At 74.3% G+C, this 19,051-nt stretch carries 10 protein-coding genes; 5 read left to right on the top strand and 5 right to left on the bottom strand.

Annotated elements, in window-relative coordinates; all coding sequences use genetic code 11:
* Positions 1 to 5 precede the first annotated feature (5 nt).
* The 4 genes from QRN89_RS24325 (at position 6) to glgP (ending at position 9,749) form a co-directional block, all read left to right on the top strand.
* Positions 6 to 2,600: a hypothetical protein gene (locus tag QRN89_RS24325; protein ID WP_290351503.1), complete on the top strand. Its 2,595-nt coding sequence runs from the start codon at positions 6 to 8 to the stop codon at positions 2,598 to 2,600.
* Between the two features lie 252 nt (positions 2,601 to 2,852).
* Positions 2,853 to 4,460, top strand: a complete 1,608-nt coding sequence (locus tag QRN89_RS24330) for a vWA domain-containing protein (protein ID WP_290351504.1) — start codon at positions 2,853 to 2,855, stop codon at positions 4,458 to 4,460.
* 481 nt (positions 4,461 to 4,941) lie between these two features.
* On the top strand, positions 4,942 to 6,912 hold the full coding sequence (locus QRN89_RS24335; protein WP_290351505.1) for a protein kinase domain-containing protein: 1,971 nt from the start codon (positions 4,942 to 4,944) through the stop codon (positions 6,910 to 6,912).
* Positions 6,913 to 7,172: 260 nt separating this feature from the next.
* On the top strand, positions 7,173 to 9,749 hold the full coding sequence (gene glgP, locus QRN89_RS24340; protein ID WP_290351506.1) for an alpha-glucan family phosphorylase: 2,577 nt from the start codon (positions 7,173 to 7,175) through the stop codon (positions 9,747 to 9,749).
* A 273-nt stretch (positions 9,750 to 10,022) separates the two neighbouring features.
* Here glgP and QRN89_RS24345 read toward each other — a convergent pair whose 3' ends face one another.
* The 5 genes from QRN89_RS24345 to QRN89_RS24365 all read right to left on the bottom strand — a co-directional run bounded on the left by QRN89_RS24345 (position 10,023) and on the right by QRN89_RS24365 (position 17,899).
* On the bottom strand, positions 10,023 to 12,053 hold the full coding sequence (locus QRN89_RS24345) for a M4 family metallopeptidase (RefSeq protein ID WP_290351507.1): 2,031 nt from the start codon (positions 12,051 to 12,053) through the stop codon (positions 10,023 to 10,025).
* Between the two features lie 664 nt (positions 12,054 to 12,717).
* Positions 12,718 to 13,443 (bottom strand): PaaI family thioesterase, encoded by a 726-nt coding sequence (locus QRN89_RS24350; RefSeq protein WP_290351508.1) that lies wholly within the window; start codon positions 13,441 to 13,443, stop codon positions 12,718 to 12,720.
* Positions 13,430 to 13,804, bottom strand: a complete 375-nt coding sequence (locus QRN89_RS24355) for a YncE family protein (protein ID WP_290351509.1) — start codon at positions 13,802 to 13,804, stop codon at positions 13,430 to 13,432. Before QRN89_RS24355 ends, QRN89_RS24350 begins: the two co-directional genes overlap by 14 nt.
* A 148-nt stretch (positions 13,805 to 13,952) precedes the next feature.
* Positions 13,953 to 15,965: an ABC transporter ATP-binding protein gene (locus QRN89_RS24360; protein WP_290351510.1), complete on the bottom strand. Its 2,013-nt coding sequence runs from the start codon at positions 15,963 to 15,965 to the stop codon at positions 13,953 to 13,955.
* Entirely contained in the window at positions 15,962 to 17,899 is a 1,938-nt protein-coding gene (locus QRN89_RS24365; RefSeq protein WP_290351511.1) for an ABC transporter ATP-binding protein, read from the bottom strand. The genes QRN89_RS24360 and QRN89_RS24365 overlap by 4 nt, the downstream gene beginning before the upstream one ends.
* A gap of 248 nt (positions 17,900 to 18,147) precedes the next feature.
* Here QRN89_RS24365 and QRN89_RS24370 point away from each other — a divergent pair, with 248 nt between their 5' ends.
* Positions 18,148 to 19,050: an ABC transporter ATP-binding protein gene (locus tag QRN89_RS24370; RefSeq protein ID WP_290351512.1), complete on the top strand. Its 903-nt coding sequence runs from the start codon at positions 18,148 to 18,150 to the stop codon at positions 19,048 to 19,050.
* Position 19,051 lies beyond the last annotated feature (1 nt).

Here is a 19,051-nt window from a genome sequence, read left to right on the forward strand (position 1 = left end):
CCGCCATGCCACCGGGACTGACGGCCGACTGGGCCCTGTGGGGCAAGGAACCCCACACCAACAGCGGCTACAAGGTGCTGGCCGCCTGCCCGCCCGACCGGAGCGCCGACTTCAACAGGGACATCCACCGCTGGTCGCCCGGCACCCCGGCACCGGGCGACCGGCTGCCCTGGATCACCCTCGGGCCCTGCACCGCACCAGACGGGACACCGACGGTGGGCATCTTCCTCCTCGAAGGCACCGACGCCGTCGACCGGACGAACCGGCCGATCTGCCGGATCGACCACTTCGCCGTGCCGGCGGCCGAGGTCAGCGGACTCGCCCTCAGCTGGTGCGGACTGGCCAGGGCCGCGCTCGACGCCGTGCCGCAACTCGCGGCCGCGGGAGCCGCACCGGCCCGGCTGCCCGTCGCGCCGGGCGGGCGGCTGGTGACCCAGGTGACCGCTCACGTCGGGCCCCGGGTGACCGAGGCGGTCCACTGGCTGGCCGCCGCCGCCGGCTATCTGCTGGACGGCACGGTGGTGGTGACGGGGGGCCGCATGTACGACCCCCTCGTGCTGCTGGACGTCCTCGACTGCGTCGCGGCCATGCTGCCCTTCGGGATGCGCCGCACCCTCTCGGCCGCCACCTGGGTCTCCTCGGGGTCCGAGGTGCCGATGCGCCTGTACTGGGGCGTCCCCGACGAGGCCCCCGGCGTCGTCAGCCTGGCCTGGGGCGGGGAACTCCCGGACGTCGGCGGACTGTCCGCCGACGCCCGCGCCTACCGCGACCTGCTGATCGAGGCGTGGGCCCGGCACGGCGGCGAAGCGGTCCTGGAGCATCTGGCGGACGCGCGCGAGCCGATGGACATCGAGGGCCCGGACGCCCACGACGAGGCACTCCGGGTGCTCGGCGGCCTCGACCCGGCGCTGGCCGTCGAGCAGGAGGTCCGCGCCGGGCGGGAGGTCGGGAACGACCGGATCGACGCGGCCCTGCTCCACCCGCTGGCCGACCCCCGCTCCGTCACCGTCCTCTCCGGGCAGAAGCTGGCGGGTCACTCCGTCGACATGGCCCCCCTCGCGCGTCATCTGAAGCACCAGGAGGTCTCCGAGGCCTTCCGCGGCCGGCTCGTCGACGACCTGCTCAGCGATGAGCCGGCCCGGGCCCGCGACCGGTTCGAGACCGCGCGCGCGGCCACCTCCGGCACCAAGGAGGACCTGGACCCCCTCGACCAGGTCCTGGCCTTCGTCATCGACGAGGTGCGGGGCCGGACGGGGACCGAGGCGCCGGACCCCGTCGTCGAACAACTGCTGCCCCACGTCGCCCCGTTCCCCGTGGGGACCATGGCCTTCACCCAGTCCCTGCTGCTGGTCACCCCCGGTCTGGCCGGCCGGCTCGTCCACGCCCTGTGCGCCGGACCCGACCCGGCGGCGGACGTCCTGGCCTGGCTCCGGTGGCTCGGCGACGGCTCGGCGCCCAGGGCCACGGGCAGCGCCGAACTGGCCCCGCTGTACGAACTGCTGGACTCCGGGCAGGGCGCGCCCTCCCGCAAGTGGACCACCGCGCACCCGGAGGCCGCCGTACGGCTGCTGGGAGCGGCCGCGGCCTGCGGGCGAGCGGAGTACGTGCTCCAAGGGGAGTTCTTCCAGGGCCTGATCAACTGCGCCTTCCTCAAGACGCCGTCCGACCCGCTCGACACCCCTCCCAGCATGCTGCTCGAACGGGTGCTGGCGGGGCGGCCGCACGGGGTGCGACCCGAGACCGCGGCCCGCTGGGACGTGCTGTGCGCCCTGACGGGCCTGCCGCCGCTGGCCCTCTTCACCCTCGCCGAGGCACCGGAGCGGCCCGGCTCCGCCGGGCTTCCCACCCGCCTCGACGGCTACATCTCGACGCTCTGCTCGGAACTCGACTGCCACCCCGTACGCACCCACGCCACGCTCGTGGTCCAGATGCTGCTGGAGGGGGTCCTCAACGTCGACCCGGAGACCGGGGAGGGACCCGATCGGGCCGGGCGCGAACTGACGGTGCGCCTGCTGGAGCGGCACGGGCCCCACGTCCAGGTGGTCGCGGACGCCGTGCGACGGCTGACCGAGGAACCCCGTTGGCACGAGACCGAGCACGACGAGCGGTGGCTGCGGCGCATCGCCGGGCAACTGCCGCAACTGGGAGCGGCCCTGGCGCTCCGCGCCGTCCACCGCGCCGCCCGGGCGGCGGGCGACGGCCCGCAGGACCTCGACGAACTCGCCTCGCACCTCTACGCGGCCCGCCGGGCCGGTGCCGACGGCGACAGCCTGTGCGTACCCCTGCGGTCCTGGGCCGCCCGGGAACGCACCGGCCACCGGGTCCTCTCGGTCCTCACCGCCTACCGCAGGACCTGGGAGGCCTACACCGGGGCGGACCGGGCACGACAGGAGCGCCTCGACCTGGAACTCGCCCTCGCCCGCGGCCGGGACTCCGGGGTCTGGCAGCAGTACCGCGACCACGCGATCCGGCAACTGACCGCGGAACGGACCGGATTCGAGCAGGGGATCCGCGAGCTGCGGCACAAGCAGCAGATGGCGGAGCAGGAGATCGCCCGCCTGCGGAGCCTCGGCGCCGGCTCCTTCCCCGCCCGCTCGTAGCCCCGGGAGCGGGCACCGAGCGACCCGATCCGCCGGCCCGCCGTACCGAGAGGCAGCACCCGCAGCACCTGCCGTACCGACAGGCAGCACCCGCAGCACCCGCCGTACCGAGAGGCAGCACCCGCAGCACCTGCCGTAGCGACACGCAGCACCCGCAGCACCGATACGCAGCACCCACCCCACCGGCCTCTCCGCTCCCGGCGCCGCGCCGGGGCCCGGGGCCCGTTCCACGCACCTCACAGGGGGATCCCCATGCACACCGACCACGCCGCGGCGCGCCGCGCCCTGCTGTTCGCCCTCGGCGCCGCGCTGACCGCCTCCGGCGCGTCGCCCGCCGCCGCCGTCACGGCCGCCGACACCCCGCTCCCGCGCGACGGCATCTACCGTTCGCTGAAGGTCGACGAGGTGCCGTCCGCCTACGTCGTCCTCGTCGACACCTCCAGCTCGATGCAGGACCGCGGACCCGACGGCGCTCCGCTCTACGCCACCGTCAAACGGCGGCTGGACGCCTTCCTCAAGACCCTCACGCCGGCCGACGAGGTCGCGGTCGTCACCTTCGGCCGGGCCACGAGCGTCGTCCATCCCATGTCCCCGGTGAGGGCGAAGGGCGGCGGAAGCCTGTTCGCCAAGGGGCTCCCGGCCACCGCGACGGAGTCGGCCAGTGACCACGGCTCCGCGCTGGAGGCCGCCGCCGAGCAGCTCAACCGCAGCACGGCCCCGGTCGGGGCGGTGCTGCTGCTCACCGACGGCGCCGTCAACGCCCCGGGCAGCCCGTACGAGCGTCAGGGCACCCCCGCCTGGAAGCGCCTCAAGGAGCGCTACTCGGCGATGGGGACCAACCGGAAGATCGTCGGCTACGGAGTGCCGCTCGCCGAGGGCACCCGCGTCGGCGAGGTGCTCGGAGGGGCGTTCGGCGCCCCGCGCATCCTGCCCGTGGACCCCGCGGCGCTGGGCACTCAGCTCGGTGTCGCCAAGGACCAGGTGCGCGCGGAGAAGGCCGTGAGCGTTCTCCGGGCGGACGAGGGCAGAGGGGTGGCCGTCACCGTGGACGGCGAGGGAGTGCGGTCGCCGCGGTCCGGCGCCGTCACCCTCGCGACGGGTGACCGTACGGGCGCCCGCTCCCGGACCGTCCGGGTCACGCTCGCCTCGAAGACCCGGCACGTACCGCTGCGGGTGACCCTGCGGACGGCGGCCGCGCCCGACGGCCCGGGCGTCGACGTCGAAGGCGCCGGCCGCCCCGTGGACCTGGCGCCAGGGCAGAGCCGCACGGTCGAACTGAAACTGACGTGGAATCAGAATCCCGAGTTCAGTCTGATCCCGGGCGCCCGGGACTTCCGCGCGGGGGTGGGCCTCCGGGCCGACGTCTCCTCCCCGTGGACGCCCGCCGTCCGCAGCTCGCTGGGGTACGCGAAGTTCACCACGGGCGGCCCGACCGTCACCGACGTGGACCTCGTCGGCACCGTCCCCGGCCGGGCCCCGGGCTGGTTCTATCCGCTGGTGCTGCTCGTCGCCCTGCTCGGAGGGGCGGCCGCGTGGCGGTCGTACAAGCGCCGCAACCCGACCCTGTCCGGCGCGCTGGTCGTGACCGACCTGCGGACGGGGAGCCGGCAGACCCTGGTGCTGCGCGGCCGGGAGGTCAGCGAGGAGACGGACGCGGGCGACGTCCGGGCCCGCATCACCGTGCGCGGACGCCATGAGGGCGGCCGGCTCGTGCTCGTCCTGCGGTGCGACCGCGAGGCGCCGCGCCCGGGCGGGGAGCGGCTGCGCGACAGCGGTACGTGCGAACTCGGCAAGTCCACCGTGCTGTGCGGCATCGGCTTCTCGCACGAGACGGGGAGCCAGGCCGTCGTCATGCAGTGAGCGGGGCGCGGCTCCACCCGCCCCTCGCGCGCGTCGTGGTCCCGGGCTCCGCTTCGTGGCCGGTGCCGGTGCCGGTCCCGGGCTCCGCTTCGTGGCTGGTGCTGGTGCTGGTGCTGGTGCTGGTGCTGGTGCTGGTGCCGGTCCCGGGCTCCGCTTCGTGGCCGGTGCCGGTCCCGGTCCCGGCGCCCTGCGACGTCGGGAGGCGGTCCCGGCCCGCGCTCGTCGTGGGGAACCCCGCTCGTGCCCGGGCCCGGGCGGACCGGTGCCCGGACCGCGGACGTGGCCGGACGCGCCCGGTCCGAGGGCGCCCGGCCGGCCCGTGCACGGCACTCCCAGCGGTGCCCGAACACCCAGCGGTGCCCGCACCCTCCGTCGGCGCCCGGCCCCGCTCGACCCCGCCCGTACCCGCGCGGCACGCAGGCCCGAGGCCACGCCCGCGCCGTCCCACCCCGCACAGCCGCCCCGAGGAGAGGAACCCGTCATGGTGAAGCCGCTGGACCCGGCCGTCGACCCGCCCGAGGCCGCGGGGTTCCGGCTGCTCGGCAGACTGGGCACGGGCGGCTTCGGCACCGTCTACCTCGGCAGGCCGTCGGGCGGCGAGCGCGGGCTCGACACCCTCGGGGCCGTGAAGCTGCTCAAGTCCGAGTTCACCGAGGACGCCCAGCATCTGCAGCGCTTCCACCAGGAGAGCAAGGCGCTCGACCGCTGCAAGGGCGCCCGCATCCCCGAACTGCTCGTCTTCGACTTCGGCGCGGGACGGCAGCCCACCCTGGCGACGCGGTTCATCCCCGGCCTGTCCCTCTACCGGATCCTGGAGTCGCACGGGGGCGCACTGCCCCGCGACACGGTGCAGTCCGTCGCCGCCGAGCTGGTCGACACCCTGAACACCGCCCACAGCAAGGGCCTTCTGCACCGGGACCTCCACCCCGGCAACGTCCTGATGACCCAGGACGGGCCCTGGATCATCGACTTCGGGCTGACCCGCATCCGCGGCCAGCGGGTGACGGTGAGCCTGGACACCGTCATCGGCCATCCGCACTTCTGCGCACCCGAGCAGATCATGGGCCTGTCGAGGACGGTGAACGCGACCGACGTCTTCGGGATCGGCGCGATCGTGCTCTACGGGCTGACCGGGCATCCGCCGTACACCGGGGAGCGCGAGGCCCGCGCCATGCTGCTGCGCCGGGTGTCCGGCGCCGCGCCCGACCTGTCGGGGCTGCCGGACGACCGCACGGGCCGGCTGATCCGGGCCTGCCTGGCGGAGGACCCGGCCGACCGGCCGACCCTGGCCGAGGTCGCCGAGGGCTTCGGCGAACCGGGCACCCTCCGCCTCCCGGGCGATGTCGCCCGGACCCTGGCCCACTACCGCTCCGAGCTGAGGGAACTGCTCACGGGGGCCGGCAACGGCGCCGACCTCACCGTGCCGTTCTGCACCGGGCGGCGCAGCTGGAGCGCGGGTGCCGGCGAATGGCCGCACCAGGTCGTGTCCACCGGCCACGGCAGTGTCGTGACTGCGGACGGCGGCGGCGACGTGCGCTGGCTGGACGCGGCGACCGGCCGGGAGCAGTCCCGGCACCGGGACTTCGCGCCGCCCGTGCAGCTGTGCGCGGAAGGCGCGCTGCTGCTGGTCTGCGACGCCGCCGGCCGACTGGAGTCCTGGGACACCCGTGCCCGCACCCTCTGGTGGTCGGTCCCCGCCGGCAGCCTGCCGCACGCGCGGGTGCTGCTGCGCGGGCAGAGCGTGTTCCTCGGCGACGGCACGGGCCGGATCCACCACTTCGACGCCGTCACCCGCCGGGTGTGGTGGCGCACCGAACCGCTCACGGACTCCGCGGGCTGCCCGGCGGAGCCGGTCGCGGCCGGCCCCCGGCACGTGTACCTCTCGGCCGGGCAGGGCTGCGAACTCCTGGCGGTCGACGACGAGGAGGGCCGTGTCTGCTGGGACCGCCCCGTGCGACTGCCCGCGCCGGCGCCGACGGCGCCGCTCGCGCTGGACGACCGGGTCGCGGTCGCGGACGGGGACGGTGGTCTGCGCTGTCTGGCCGCGGCCGACGGCAGCACGCTGTGGGAGGCCAGGCTCGGTGCGCCGGTGGTCGCCCCGCCCGTGCGGGTCGCCGACACGCTGATCGTCGGGGACACGGCGGGCACCGTGCACTGCCACAGCGCCAAGACGGGCGAACGGATCTGGCGCGCCCAGTACGCCGACGGGGAGGAGTTCTTCTCGCTGTGCGCCGACGGGTCGGCCGTCTACGCGGGCGGCTGGCACGGCCGGCTGCATATGCTGGACGCGGCGGACGGCGCCTCGCTGCAGAGCTTCGACCTGGGCGGCCAGATCCTCGCCACCGCCCACGCCCCGGACGTCCGCACCGTCTACGCGGCGGCCTCCCACGGCACCCTGCACGCGCTCCCGGCGGCCGCGGACGGGCCTGCCGACGCAGCCCAGGCGCGGTAGCACGGCGCCGCCCGGCGTCGGTCGGGGGCCACGCGACCGCCGCTGTGAGGGCGGGCGTGAACGGCCCGTCCGACCCCGTACGAACCTCCGTTCGGGGCGCGGGAGGCGGCACGGCCCGCGATCGGCCGATGGAGGCACGGCTCGATGCGCCCTCCTCGCGCCGTGGTTGAGCCGGGCGGCGCGCGACTACGGTCGAGAGGTCGGACGGGCGCACAGCGTCGTGCGTCCCCGGATGAACACCCGTTTCGAAGGTGGGACCTGTGAAGGCCATTCGTCGATTCACCGTCCGCCCCGTCCTCCCCGAACCCCTCGCCCCGCTCAGCGAGCTGGCCCGCAACCTGCGGTGGTCGTGGCACGCCCCGACGCGGGAGCTGTTCCGCGGCGCGGATCCCGCCGGCTGGCGGGCGGCCGGCGGCGACCCGGTGCGGCTGCTCGGCTCGGTGACCGCGGGCCGGCTCGCCGAACTCGCCACCGACCCGGAGTTCCTGTTCCGCGTCTCGGAGACCGCCCGCGATCTCGACGGCTATCTGCGCGGGCGGCGCTGGTACCAGGAGCAGTCCGGCGACGGGACGCCGCTGCCCGCCGCCGTCGCCTACTTCTCGCCGGAGTTCGGTATCACCGCCGCGCTGCCGCAGTACTCGGGCGGCCTGGGCATACTCGCCGGAGACCATCTGAAGGCCGCCAGCGACCTGGGAGTTCCGCTGATCGGCGTCGGACTGCTCTACCGGCACGGCTACTTCCGCCAGTCGCTGTCCCGGGACGGCTGGCAGCAGGAGCACTACCCCGTCCTCGACCCCGACGAGCTTCCGCTGACCCTGCTCCGCGAGCCCGGCGGCAGCCCCGCCCAGGTGTCCCTGGACCTGCCCGGCGGCCGCTCGCTGCGGGCCCGGATCTGGCAGGCGCAGGTCGGCCGCGTACCCCTGCTGCTGCTGGACTCGGACGTCGAGGAGAACGCGCCGGGGGAGCGCGACGTCACCGACCGGCTGTACGGCGGCGGAAGCGAGCACCGGCTGCTCCAGGAGATGCTCCTCGGCATCGGCGGGGTCCGCGCGGTCCGCGCGTACTGCCGGCTCACCGGCCACCCCGAGCCCGAGGTCTTCCACACCAACGAGGGCCACGCCGGCTTCCAGGGGCTGGAGCGGATCCGCGAGCTGCTGACGTACGGCCTCGGCTTCGACGCCGCGCTGGAGGCGGTCAGGGCCGGGACGGTGTTCACCACCCACACTCCCGTGCCCGCCGGGATCGACCGTTTCGGCCGCGAGCTGGTCGCCCGTCACTTCGGCGCGGGCGGCGAGCTGTCCGGGGTCGACGCGGAACGGGTGCTGCGGCTGGGTTCGGAGAGCTACCCGGGCGGTGACCCCGAGGTGTTCAACATGGCGGTCATGGGTCTGCGCCTCGCCCAGCGGGCCAACGGCGTCTCCACGCTGCACGGCGCCGTGAGCCGTGAGATGTTCCGCGGGCTGTGGCCGGGCTTCGACACGGCGGAGGTACCGATCACCTCGGTCACCAACGGGGTGCACGCCCCGACCTGGGTGGCCCCGGAAGTGCTCGCCCTCGGCGACGACATCGCGTCGACCCCGGGCACCGACCTCTGGGCACTGCGCCGGGTGCTGCGGGAGCGCCTGGTGCACGAGGTGAGGGAGCGGTTGTACGCCTCCTGGCGCCAGCGCGGCGCGGGGACGGCGGAGCTGGGCTGGATCGACGGGGTGCTGGACCCGGACGTGCTCACCGTCGGGTTCGCGCGCCGCGTCCCCGCCTACAAGCGGCTCACCCTGATGCTGCGTGACCGGGAACGGCTGACGGAGCTGCTGCTGCACCCCGAGCGGCCGGTGCAGATCGTCGTCGCGGGCAAGGCACATCCCGCCGACGACGGCGGGAAGCGGCTGGTCCAGGAACTGGTGCGGTTCGCTGACGACCCGAGGGTCCGGCACCGGATCGTCTTCCTGCCCGACTACGGCATGGCGATGGCGCGGAAGCTCCTGCCGGGCTGCGACGTGTGGCTGAACAATCCGCTGCGGCCGCTGGAGGCGTGCGGCACCAGCGGGATGAAGGCCGCGCTCAACGGGGGCCTCAATCTGTCCGTCCTCGACGGCTGGTGGGACGAGTGGTACGAGCCGGACTTCGGCTGGGCCGTGCCCACGGCCGACGGCACCGCCGCGCACGACCAGGACCGCCGCGACGACCTGGAGGCCGCCGCGCTGTACGGGCTGGTCGAGGAGCGCATCGCGCCGCTGTTCTACGACCGGGGCGCGGACGGGGTCCCGGCCCGCTGGACCGAGATGGTCAGGCGCACCCTCACCGCGCTGGGGCCCAAGGTGCTGGCGGACCGGATGGTCCGTGAGTACGTGGACCGGCTCTACGCCCCGGCGGCCCGGGCCCACCGGGTGCTCGCCCTGGACACCGGCGCGGCCGGCGAACTGGCCGACTGGAAGGCCCGGGTGCGCGCCGCCTGGCCCGGTGTCTCGGTCGGCCACGTCGAGGCGGGGGCGGACACGGGCGCGGCGGAGCTGGGGTCGACGCTGGCCCTGCGCGTCTGCGTCACCCTCGGCGCACTGCGGCCCGAGGACGTGGACGTGCAGGCCGTCGCGGGCCGGGTCGACGCGGACGACGCGATCGCCGATGCCCAGGCCTTCCCGCTGAAGCCTGCCGCCGGCGGTCCCGACACGGCGGGCCGGTGGATCTACGAGGGCCCGCTCGCGCTCGACCGCACCGGCCCGTTCGGCTACACGGTCCGGGTACTGCCCGCGCACCCGCTCCTGCCGCACGGGGCGGACCCCGGTCTGGTGGCCTGGCCGGCCGAGACGGCGGGGGAGGGCGCGGGAGTGCTGATGCGCTGAACCCGGGCGCAGCCGGGCGGTTCGACGGGGCGGACCGTCTGTCCGGACGTGCGGTGGTGCGTGTACCCGTCCGTGCGTGACGGGCTCCCCCCCGTGGGACCGTCCGTGCGTGACGGGCTCCCCCCGTGGGACCGTCCGTGCGTGACGGGCTCCCGCGCGCGGGACCGTCCGTGTCCGAAACGGGCTCCCGCGCGCGGGACCGCCCGGGGGAGCCGGAGCTCCCCCGGGCGGTCCGGGAGGTGGTGACCACGGGCCCTGACGGACCCCCGGTGCTTACGGGAACGTCAGCTTGACATTGCTGATGTGGCCGGTGTCGTAGCGGGCCACGTCCTGGACCCGGAGGTTCCAGGTGCCGTTGGCCACCTCGCTGGAGGCGTTCACGGTGTATGTGGCGATGACGTTGTCGGCGGAGTCGCTGCCGCTGGAGTTCTTCAGCCGGTAGGCGGTGCCGTCCGGGGCCACCAGGTCGATGACCAGGTCACCGCGCCAGGTGTGCTTGATGTCGACGTCGACCTTGAGGTTCGACGGGGCGTTGCCGGCGATGCCGGTGACCGCGACCGGGGAGTTGACCGTGCCGAGGTCCGGGATGTTCACGTCGCCGGTGTTCTCGAAGACCTTGCCGGGACCGGGCTCGCCGCCGCCGGGCCGGGAGCCGACGTTGATGCCGGCCCAGGCGTCGGTCACGGCCTTGACCTCGGCGCTGTTCGCGCCGTACAGCTCCGTCGCGACCGCGAGCGTGCCGGTGCGGGCCCCCGCGTAGTTGGTCGTCGAGTTGAACTTCGTGGTGAGCGCCTTGAACCAGATCAGCGACGCCTTGTCACGGCCGATGCCGGTGACGGGCAGTCCGTCCGAGGTCGGCGAGTCGTAGTTCACGCCGTTGATGGTCTTCGCGCCGCTGCCCTCGGAGAGCAGGTAGTACCAGTGGTTCGCCGGGCCGGAGGAGTAGTGCACGTCGATGCCGCCGATGCCCGAGTACCAGGCGTCCTTGGAGGCACCGTCCTTGCTCGGCTTGTCCATGTAGCGCAGCGGGGTGCCGTCGCCGTTGATGTCGATCTTCTCGCCGACGAGGTAGTCGCCCTTGTCCTGGGCGTTGTTGGCGTGGAACTCGACCGCCGCGGCGAAGATGTCGGACGTCGCCTCGTTGAGACCGCCGGACTCGCCGCTGTAGACCAGCTTGGCGGTGTTGGAGGTGACGCCGTGCGTCATCTCGTGCGCGGCCACGTCGATCGACGTCAGAGGCTTGGCGTTGCCGGCGCCGTCGCCGTAGGTCATGCAGAAGCAGCTGTCCTGCCAGAACGCGTTGATGTAGTTGTTGCCGTAGTGGACCCGGGAGTACGCGCCGACGCCGTCGCCCCTGATGCCGGAACGGCCGTGCACGTTCTTGTAGTAGTCCCAGGTCAGCGCCGCGCCGTAGTGCGCGTCGGCGCCCGCGGTCTCGGCGTTCTGCGGGGTGCCGTCGCCCCAGGTGTCGTCGGGGCCGGAGAACAGGGTGCCCGAGCCGGACGTGCCGCGGTTGAGGTTGTTGGTCTTGTGGTTGCCGCGGGTGGTGTCGGTCAGGGTGTACGACGGCGCGGTGCCCAGCGTCACCTGGCCGCTGTACATCGTGTTGCCCGTGCCCTCGTGGACGGCCTGCCACTCGTACAGCTTCGCGCCGGTGGTGGCGTCGGTGACGACGTGCAGCTCGTTGGGGGTGCCGTCGTGCTGCAGGCCGCCGACGACGGTCTCGTACGCGAGCGTCGGCTTGCCCTGGGCCATCCAGACCACCTTGCGCGGGGCGCGGTCGGCGGCGGTGTCCTTCGAACCCTCCGCGCGTGCGGCGGCCACGGCCTGCCGTTCGGCCGCGGCCGGGGCGACGTCGGCGCTGGTGTCGACGTTCCTCAGCGCGGCCGTCGACGCCTTGCTGACGGACTCGGTCCGTCCGGCCTTCGTCTCGGCGACGACCAGGTCGCCGCCGAGCACGGGCAGGCCCGCGTAGGTGCGCTCGTAGCGGGTGTGCGTGGTGCCGTCCCGGTCCTGGACGACATCGCGCACGACGAGCTTCTCCTGGGCGCCGAGGCCGAGTTCGGCCGCGGTCGCCGCCTTGGTGGCGTTGGCCTCGCGAAGCAGCTCCGCCCGCTGGGCGGGGGAGAGCTGCGCGGGCAGCGCGCCGGGGTCGGCCCCGGAGGCGGACTGCTGCTTCGGGGCGATCGGTGCGGCGTCGGGAGCGGCGGCGGCGGAGCCGGACTGGACTCCGACGGCCAGGAGGGCTGCGACTGCGAGCAGAGCGCCGGTCGCGGACGCGCGACGGCTGGGCGTGGGTCTCACGCGAACTCCTTCTGCGAGGGGGGTCGAAGACGGCTGGGTGGGCCGCCCGGCAGAGCTGAGGAGCATGTAGTGCGTGGATCGGTGGAAGAGTCGCAGGAGTGGACGTCTCCTGTCAGGAGCGCGTCAAGAGAATGGCCGGATTGCGTCCGTTGAGTGAAAGGCCGTGTTCGTTAAGCGGACGTTTCACCGCACGTTCCGCCGGCGCCGCCCAACGGCCGTGCCAGGCGGAACACGGCGGCCCTGCCGGGATGCGGACTGAAGACATCCAGTTCAGGGACAGCGGTGGGCAGAGGGTACGGGCCATCCGCGGCGCGGACGCCCGCGCATGGCTCGTTCCCTACCGTGCGGCCGCCGCGCGCCGGTCCGGGCCCTTCCCGAGCCGGCACACGGCACGACGGCCTCTGCCCAGTGCGGGTGTCCTCGGGGAGGGCGTGAACCGGTCCGGGATTGTCTGAAAAGGCGTCAGCTGGACGGCGGAGCGGAGCCCGGGGCATGGCACCGAAGGGAGGCTTCGAGCGCGTTCCACGATCGGCGGCGCGGTCGCCGGTCGCGGCCGACGGGGCGCGGGAGCGTCGGAGCTCCGGTCGCGGCCGCGACCGGCGGACCGGGCGCGTCCGAGGGCGATGGCGGCCGGGGGTCCGGCCGGGCGGGTGCGGGAGCGGGCTCAGCCGGCCGGCCGGGGGTCGAGCCACAGCGCCTCGGCGAGCGCGCACAGTTCACCCTCCGCCGTGGCGACCGCCACGCCCATCGTGTGCTTGCGCCCGGACTCGGACAGCAGCCATGCGTAGGAGACGTACGGCTCGCCCGTGCGCACGGGACGCAGCAGGGTGCCCGTGAGGGACGCGGTGACCGCGCCCGCCCGCTGGGTCCCGAGCATCCGGCCCGCCCAGTTGCCGGGGCAGTCCAGGGCGCCCCACACCAACTCGGCCGGGAGCACTCCGTCGGGACCGGCGAACGCGGGCGAGGGGACCCATCCGGCGGCCACGAGCGAACGGCCGGGGACGGGCCCGCAGTGCAGGCGCAGGCCGCGCTCGGGCGTGCGGTCCATACCGCAGCCGAAGCAGTCGACCCCTCCGGCCGGCGGGGCCGCCCGCACCTCCTCTGCCGCGGCCGAGGACTCGTCCCAGCCGGGCGCGGCGGGGACGTCCAGCACCAGCGGGGCCGGCCGCGCCGTGGCCAGCGGACGCTCTCCCGGGCCCAGTTCGGCGCCGCCGTCCGCCGTGTCCGCGAGCCGCACGGGCACGCCCGGCGGCACCGGTCCGCGGAAGTCCACCCGTACCGTCCCGGCCCCGGTGCGCTGCGCGAGCACCCCCGCGACATAACCGCCGAAGGCCACCCCGGGATACCCGCTGTACAGCGGCGGCACCACGATCGCGTCACCCGTCGTCATGATCCCAGTCCACCACACGGGACGGCGCGGGTGACCGGGGGCCGTCCGGGCCGTACGCCTCCGCGGTCACCGGTGACGACAACGCGCGTGCCGGCTCGTCCCGAGCGTGGGGAGGAGGCCGGCGCGCGCCACCCGTGGGTCCGGCTCGCCGCCCGGGGGTCGCGACCCCGGTCGGCCCATCGCCGACCTCGATGCGGTCGACGACCCGGTCGCTGTGGGCGCCGATGACGGACACCTCGTCGTCCGCGAAGTCGGTGACGTGCACCCGGGAGCCGTCCGGGGTGACGGCGATCCCGTTGGGCTCGTCGCCGACGGGCTCGGTGTCCACCACCTCGACACGGCGGTTGTCGACGACCGACACGTCGTCGCCGTCGGTGTCGGATGTGCCGTTCGGCGGTTCGCAGCCGGTGCCGTGTTCTGCTCGGCCTGCGCCTCGCGGCCCGCAGCCCTCGACGCGCACCCGGCACTCCGCGGAACGGCCCCCGGCCGGGCCGGGGGCCGTTCCGCCGTCAGACCAGGCTCTCCCGCCATGCCCGGTGCAGCCCCGCGAAGCGGCCCGTGCCGTCGACGAGGGCGGCCGGGCTGCCGTCCTCGACGACGCGGCCGTGTTCCATCACCAGCACCCGGTCGGCGATCTCCACCGTCGACAGGCGGTGGGCGATGACGATCGCCGTCCGCCCCCGCAGCACCGTGGCCATGGCCCGCTGCACCGCCCGCTCGCCGGGGATGTCCAGCGAACTCGTCGCCTCGTCCAGGATCAGCACCGCCGGATCGGCGAGCAGCGCCCGGGCGAAGGCGACGAGCTGACGCTGCCCCGCCGAGATCCGGCCACCGCGCTTGCGCACGTCCGTGTCGTAGCCCTCCGGCAGTCCGCTGATGAAGTCGTGCGCACCGATGGCCTTCGCCGCCTGCTCGATCTCCTCACGCGTGGCGTCCGGCCGCCCGATCGCGATGTTCTCGGCGACCGTGCCGGAGAACAGGAACGCCTCCTGGGTCACCATCACCACCCCGCGCCGCAGTTCGGGCACCGGCAGATCGCGCAGATCGGTGCCGTCGAGCAGGACCCGCCCCTCCGTCGGGTCGTAGAAGCGGGCCAGCAGCTTCGCCAGCGTGGACTTGCCCGCACCGGTCGAGCCGACGACGGCGACGGTCTGACCGGCGGGGATCGTCAGTGCGAAGCGCGGCAGTACCTCCCCGCCGGTGCGGTAGGCGAAGCGGACGTCCTCGAAGACCACCTCCCGGCCCGGACCGGCGGCACCGGCCCGTTCCGGCAGCCCCACGGGACGCGCGGGCTCCGGGACGGACGGCGTCTGGGCGAGCAGGCCCGCGATCTTCTGCAGCGACGCGGCGGCCGACTCGTACGAGTTGAGGAACATGCCGAGCCGGTCGATGGGGTCGTACAGCCGCCGCAGATAGAGCACCGCGGCCGCGAGCACACCGAGCGCCAGCGTCCCCTCGGTCACCCGGTACGCGCCCCACAGCACGATTCCCGCCACCGCGGTGTTCGCCACCAGCCGGGACCCCACGACATAGCGGGCCATCTCCAGCAGCGAGTCCCCGTTGCTGCGGGCGTGCCGGTCGTTCAGGGCGCCGAAGCGCTCGTCGTTCGCGCGCTCGCGGCGGAAGGCGCGCACGGGCCGGATGCCGTTCATCGTCTCCGCGAACTTCACGATGACGGAGGCGATGGCGGTCGACCGCTCGGCGAACACCACCGAGGCGCGCCGCCGGTAGAGCCGCACCAGCAGGTACAGCGGGACGAAGCTGAGCACGGCGAGACCGCCGATGCCGAGGTCGAGCCAGAGCAGCATCGCCGAGATGTAGACGAACGACAGCACCACGGCGAGGAGCTCCTGCAGTCCCTCGCTGAGGAGTTCGCGCAGCGATTCGACGTCGGTGGTGGAACGCGAGATCAGCCGGCCCGAGGTGTACCGCTCGTGGAAGTCCAGACTCAGCGCCTGGGCATGCCGGAAGATCCGGCCGCGCAGATCGAGCAGCGCGTCCTGGTTGACGCGGGCCGAAGCGCGGATGAAGGCGTACTGGAAAGCGCCGGACCCGATCGCGCACACCGCGTACCCGGCGCCGACCACGACCAGCGGCCCGTGGTCGCCGTCGCGCAGCGCGGGCACACCGCTGTCGATGGCGAACGCGACGAGCAGCGGGCCGGCCTGTGCCGCGGCCTGCTGAAGCAGCAGGAGCACCGCGGCGACGACGACCCGTGCCCGGAGAGGCGCCAGCAGCGAACGCAGCAGGGCACCAGTGGCCCCGTCGGGCGCGGGCAGGGCGTCCCGGTCGAACGGATCGCCGTCCGCGCCCCGCGCAGCCGGGTCCGTGTCCTTCGCGTCCGCGCCCCGTCCGGCCGGGTCCGCGGGATCAGGGCCGTCCGGGCCCGTCGCCCGCCTGTCCGCGCCGCGCGCGGCGGTGCCTTCGGCTTCCGGTCCCGAAGCCCCGGGGCCGTTCGCGACGGCGCCGGCCGTGCTGTCCCCGGCGTCCGGCTGCGGCGTCGTGGCCGTCGATGACGTCATCGGTCTCGCTCCTCGGCGTGAGCGCCCGACATCAGCCAGGCGTACTCGGCGTTGTCCCGCAGCAGTTCGTGGTGGGTGCCGACGGCCGCGACCCGGCCCTCCGACAGCAGCGCCACCCGGTCGGCGAGCAGCACGGTGGACGGCCGGTGCGCCACGACCAGGGCGGTGGTGTCCTGGAGGACCCGGCGCAGCGCGGCCTCCACGAGCGCCTCCGTGTGCACGTCGAGCGCCGACAGCGGGTCGTCGAGCACGAGGAACCGGGGCTTCCCGACGACCGCGCGGGCGAGGGCGAGCCGCTGTCGCTGCCCGCCCGACAGGCTGAGGCCCTGCTCGCCGACCTGGGTGCCGAGGCCCCGCGGCAGGGTGTCCACGAACCCCGCCTGGGCCACGTCCAGCGCCCGCCGCACCTGCTCGTCGTCGGCGTACTCGGCGCCCATTCGCACGTTCTCCCCGACGCTCGCCGAGAAGAGCGTCGGCTCCTCGAACGCCATCGACACCAGCGTGCGGAGCTCCTCGCGCGGCATGGCCGCGATGTCCCGCCCGTCCAGCGTGATGCGCCCGGCGGTCACCTCGTACAGCCGCGGTACGAGCGCGGTCAGCGTCGTCTTCCCGCTGCCCGTGCCACCGACGAGGGCCATGGTCTCCCCGGGACGGATGTGCAGATCGATGTCCTTCAGCACCGGGTCCGTGTCCTCGGGTGCGTCGGGGTAGCGGAAGCGGACGTTCTCGAACCGCAGCCCGCCTCCTGCCCCGCCCGCCCGTTCCGGGCCCGGAGCGGGCGCGGTGATCGCGGACGGCGGACGTCCCGACGGGACGGCCCCGTTCCCGGGCACCGTGGCTGAATCCTCCGCCGACTGCTTCCCGGGTTCCCCTCCGGGCACCTTCCGGGAGTCCTCACCAAGGCGCCTCGCGTGCCCGGACCCCCGCTCGTCGTCGCGTTCCTCCTCGGCGTCCAGGACCTCGAAGTAGCGGTCCGTCGCCGTCGCCGCCTCCTGGCTCATGGCGAGCAGGAAGCCCATCGCGTCCACCGGCCAGCGCAGTGCGAGCGCCGTGGAGAGGAAGGCGACGAGCGTGCCGGCCGACAGGGTGCCGTCCGCGACCTGCATCGTGCCGAGCACCAGCGCGGCGCCGATGGCGAGTTCGGGGACGATCATGATGACGCCGAAGATGCCCGCCAGCAGCCGGGCCTTGACCAGTTCGGTCCCGCGCAGCCGCTCGGACAGCGCCCGGAAGGCGGCCGCCTGGCTCCGGTGGCGTCCGAAGCCCTTGATGATGCGGATGCCGAGGACGCTCTCCTCGACGACGGTCGTCAGATCGCCCACCTGGTCCTGCGCCGTCCGCGCCACCGACGAGTAGCGCCCCTCGAACCGGGCGATGACGAACACCAGCGGGGCGACCGGGGCGAGGAGCACCAGCCCCAGCGTCCACTGCTGGGCCAGCAGGATGCCCGCGCCGACGAGGATGGTCACGCCGTTGACGAGCAGGAACGTCAGCGGGAACGCGAGGAACATCCGCACCAGCATCAGATCCGTCGTCCCGCGCGACAACAGCTGCCCGGACGCCCACCGGTCGTGGAACGCCACGGGCAGCCGCTGGAGGTGCCGGAAGAGATCGGCCCGCATCGCCGCCTCGACCCCGGCCAGCGGACGGGCCACCAGCCAGCGCCGGAAGCCGAACAGCACCGCTTCCGCGACACCGAGAAGCAGCAGGTACAGCGCGCCGAGCCACACCCCGCCCACGTCCCGGTCGGCCACCGGACCGTCCACCATCCACTTCAGGACGAGGGGGATCACGAGGCTCAGACAGGAGGCGACGACCGCGACGAACGCGGCCGTGAACAGACGGGTCCTGACCGGGCGTACGTACGGCCACAGCCGCAGCAGGGAGCGGGCGGCGGACCGGTCGGGCTGGGTGGCTTCAGCTGTGGTGGACATCAGGAGTGAGCCTACGGTTCACCACTGACATGGCCCACCGAGTTTTCCCGCCGGCCCTACCGCCCTGCCGCGCCCGCCCCTCACCGCGCTGCTGCCCTGCCCCGTCCCGCCGGGCCGGTCGGCGCCCCGCCCGTCCACCCCGCCGCCCGCGGCCGCGAAGTCGTAGCCGCCCGTCAACCGATCGGCGGATGCGCCCTCGAGCGCCTCGGCCGATGCCGTGCGCGGCCGCCGCCCGGCACCCTCGTCACATGGCGATTGTCGAAGTGAACGGACTGCGCAGGTCCTACGGCGGACGGCCGGCCGTGGACGGGGTGACCTTCCGGGTCGAGGAGGGCGAGATCTTCGGGATCCTCGGGCCCAACGGCGCCGGCAAGACCACGACCGTCGAGTGCGTCGAAGGGCTCCGGACCCCCGACGAGGGCACCGTCCGCGTCGCCGGGCTCGACCCGGTGGCCGACCACGACGGCGTGACGCGCATCCTCGGGGCCCAGCTCCAGGAGAGCGAGCTCCAGCCGAAGCTGACGGTCCGCGAGGCGCTGGAGCTGTACGCCGCCTTCCATGCCCGGCCCGCCGACTGGCGGCCCCTCGCCGAACGGCTCGGCCTCACCGACAAGCTCGGCACCCGGTTCGCCCAGCTGTCCGGTGGCCAGAAGCAGCGGCTGTTCATCGCGCTCGCCCTCATCGGCAACCCCCGCGTCGTCGTGCTCGACGAGCTCACCACCGGCCTCGATCCGCGCGCCCGCCGTGACACCTGGCACCTGATCGAGGACGTCCGGGCCGGTGGCGTGACCGTCCTCCTCGTCACCCACTTCATGGAGGAGGCCCAGCGGCTCTGCGACCGGATCGCCGTCATCGACAAGGGCAGGCTCGCCGCGCTCGACACCCCCTCGGGGCTGATCCGCCGCGCCGGCGGCGCCACCGTCATCACCTTCACCCCGTCACGGCCGCTCGCCGAGGACGACCTGGCCGGGCTTCCCGGAGCCGCGCTCGCCGAGGACCGGGAAGGCCGGGTCGTCATCCACGGCACCGACGACACCGTCAACGCCGTCATCACGCTGCTCGCGCGTCACCGCATCACCGCCCACCAGCTCCGCGTCACCGAGGCCACCCTCGACGACGCCTTCCTCGACCTCACGGAAGAGCAGGTCTGAC

Source organism: Streptomyces sp. HUAS CB01 (assembly GCF_030406905.1).
Taxonomy (GTDB): domain Bacteria; phylum Actinomycetota; class Actinomycetes; order Streptomycetales; family Streptomycetaceae; genus Streptomyces; species Streptomyces chengbuensis.

What these genes read in the sequence shown, in the direction of transcription:
- QRN89_RS24325 (WP_290351503.1), top strand. Translation starts at nt 6, where the DNA reads ATGCCACCGGGACTGACGGCCGACTGGGCCCTGTGGGGCAAGGAACCC.
- QRN89_RS24330 (WP_290351504.1), top strand. Translation starts at nt 2,853, where the DNA reads ATGCACACCGACCACGCCGCGGCGCGCCGCGCCCTGCTGTTCGCCCTC.
- QRN89_RS24335 (WP_290351505.1), top strand. Translation starts at nt 4,942, where the DNA reads ATGGTGAAGCCGCTGGACCCGGCCGTCGACCCGCCCGAGGCCGCGGGG.
- QRN89_RS24350 (WP_290351508.1), bottom strand. Translation starts at nt 13,443, where the DNA reads ATGACGACGGGTGACGCGATCGTGGTGCCGCCGCTGTACAGCGGGTAT.
- QRN89_RS24360 (WP_290351510.1), bottom strand. Translation starts at nt 15,965, where the DNA reads ATGACGTCATCGACGGCCACGACGCCGCAGCCGGACGCCGGGGACAGC.
- QRN89_RS24365 (WP_290351511.1), bottom strand. Translation starts at nt 17,899, where the DNA reads ATGTCCACCACAGCTGAAGCCACCCAGCCCGACCGGTCCGCCGCCCGC.
- QRN89_RS24370 (WP_290351512.1), top strand. Translation starts at nt 18,148, where the DNA reads ATGGCGATTGTCGAAGTGAACGGACTGCGCAGGTCCTACGGCGGACGG.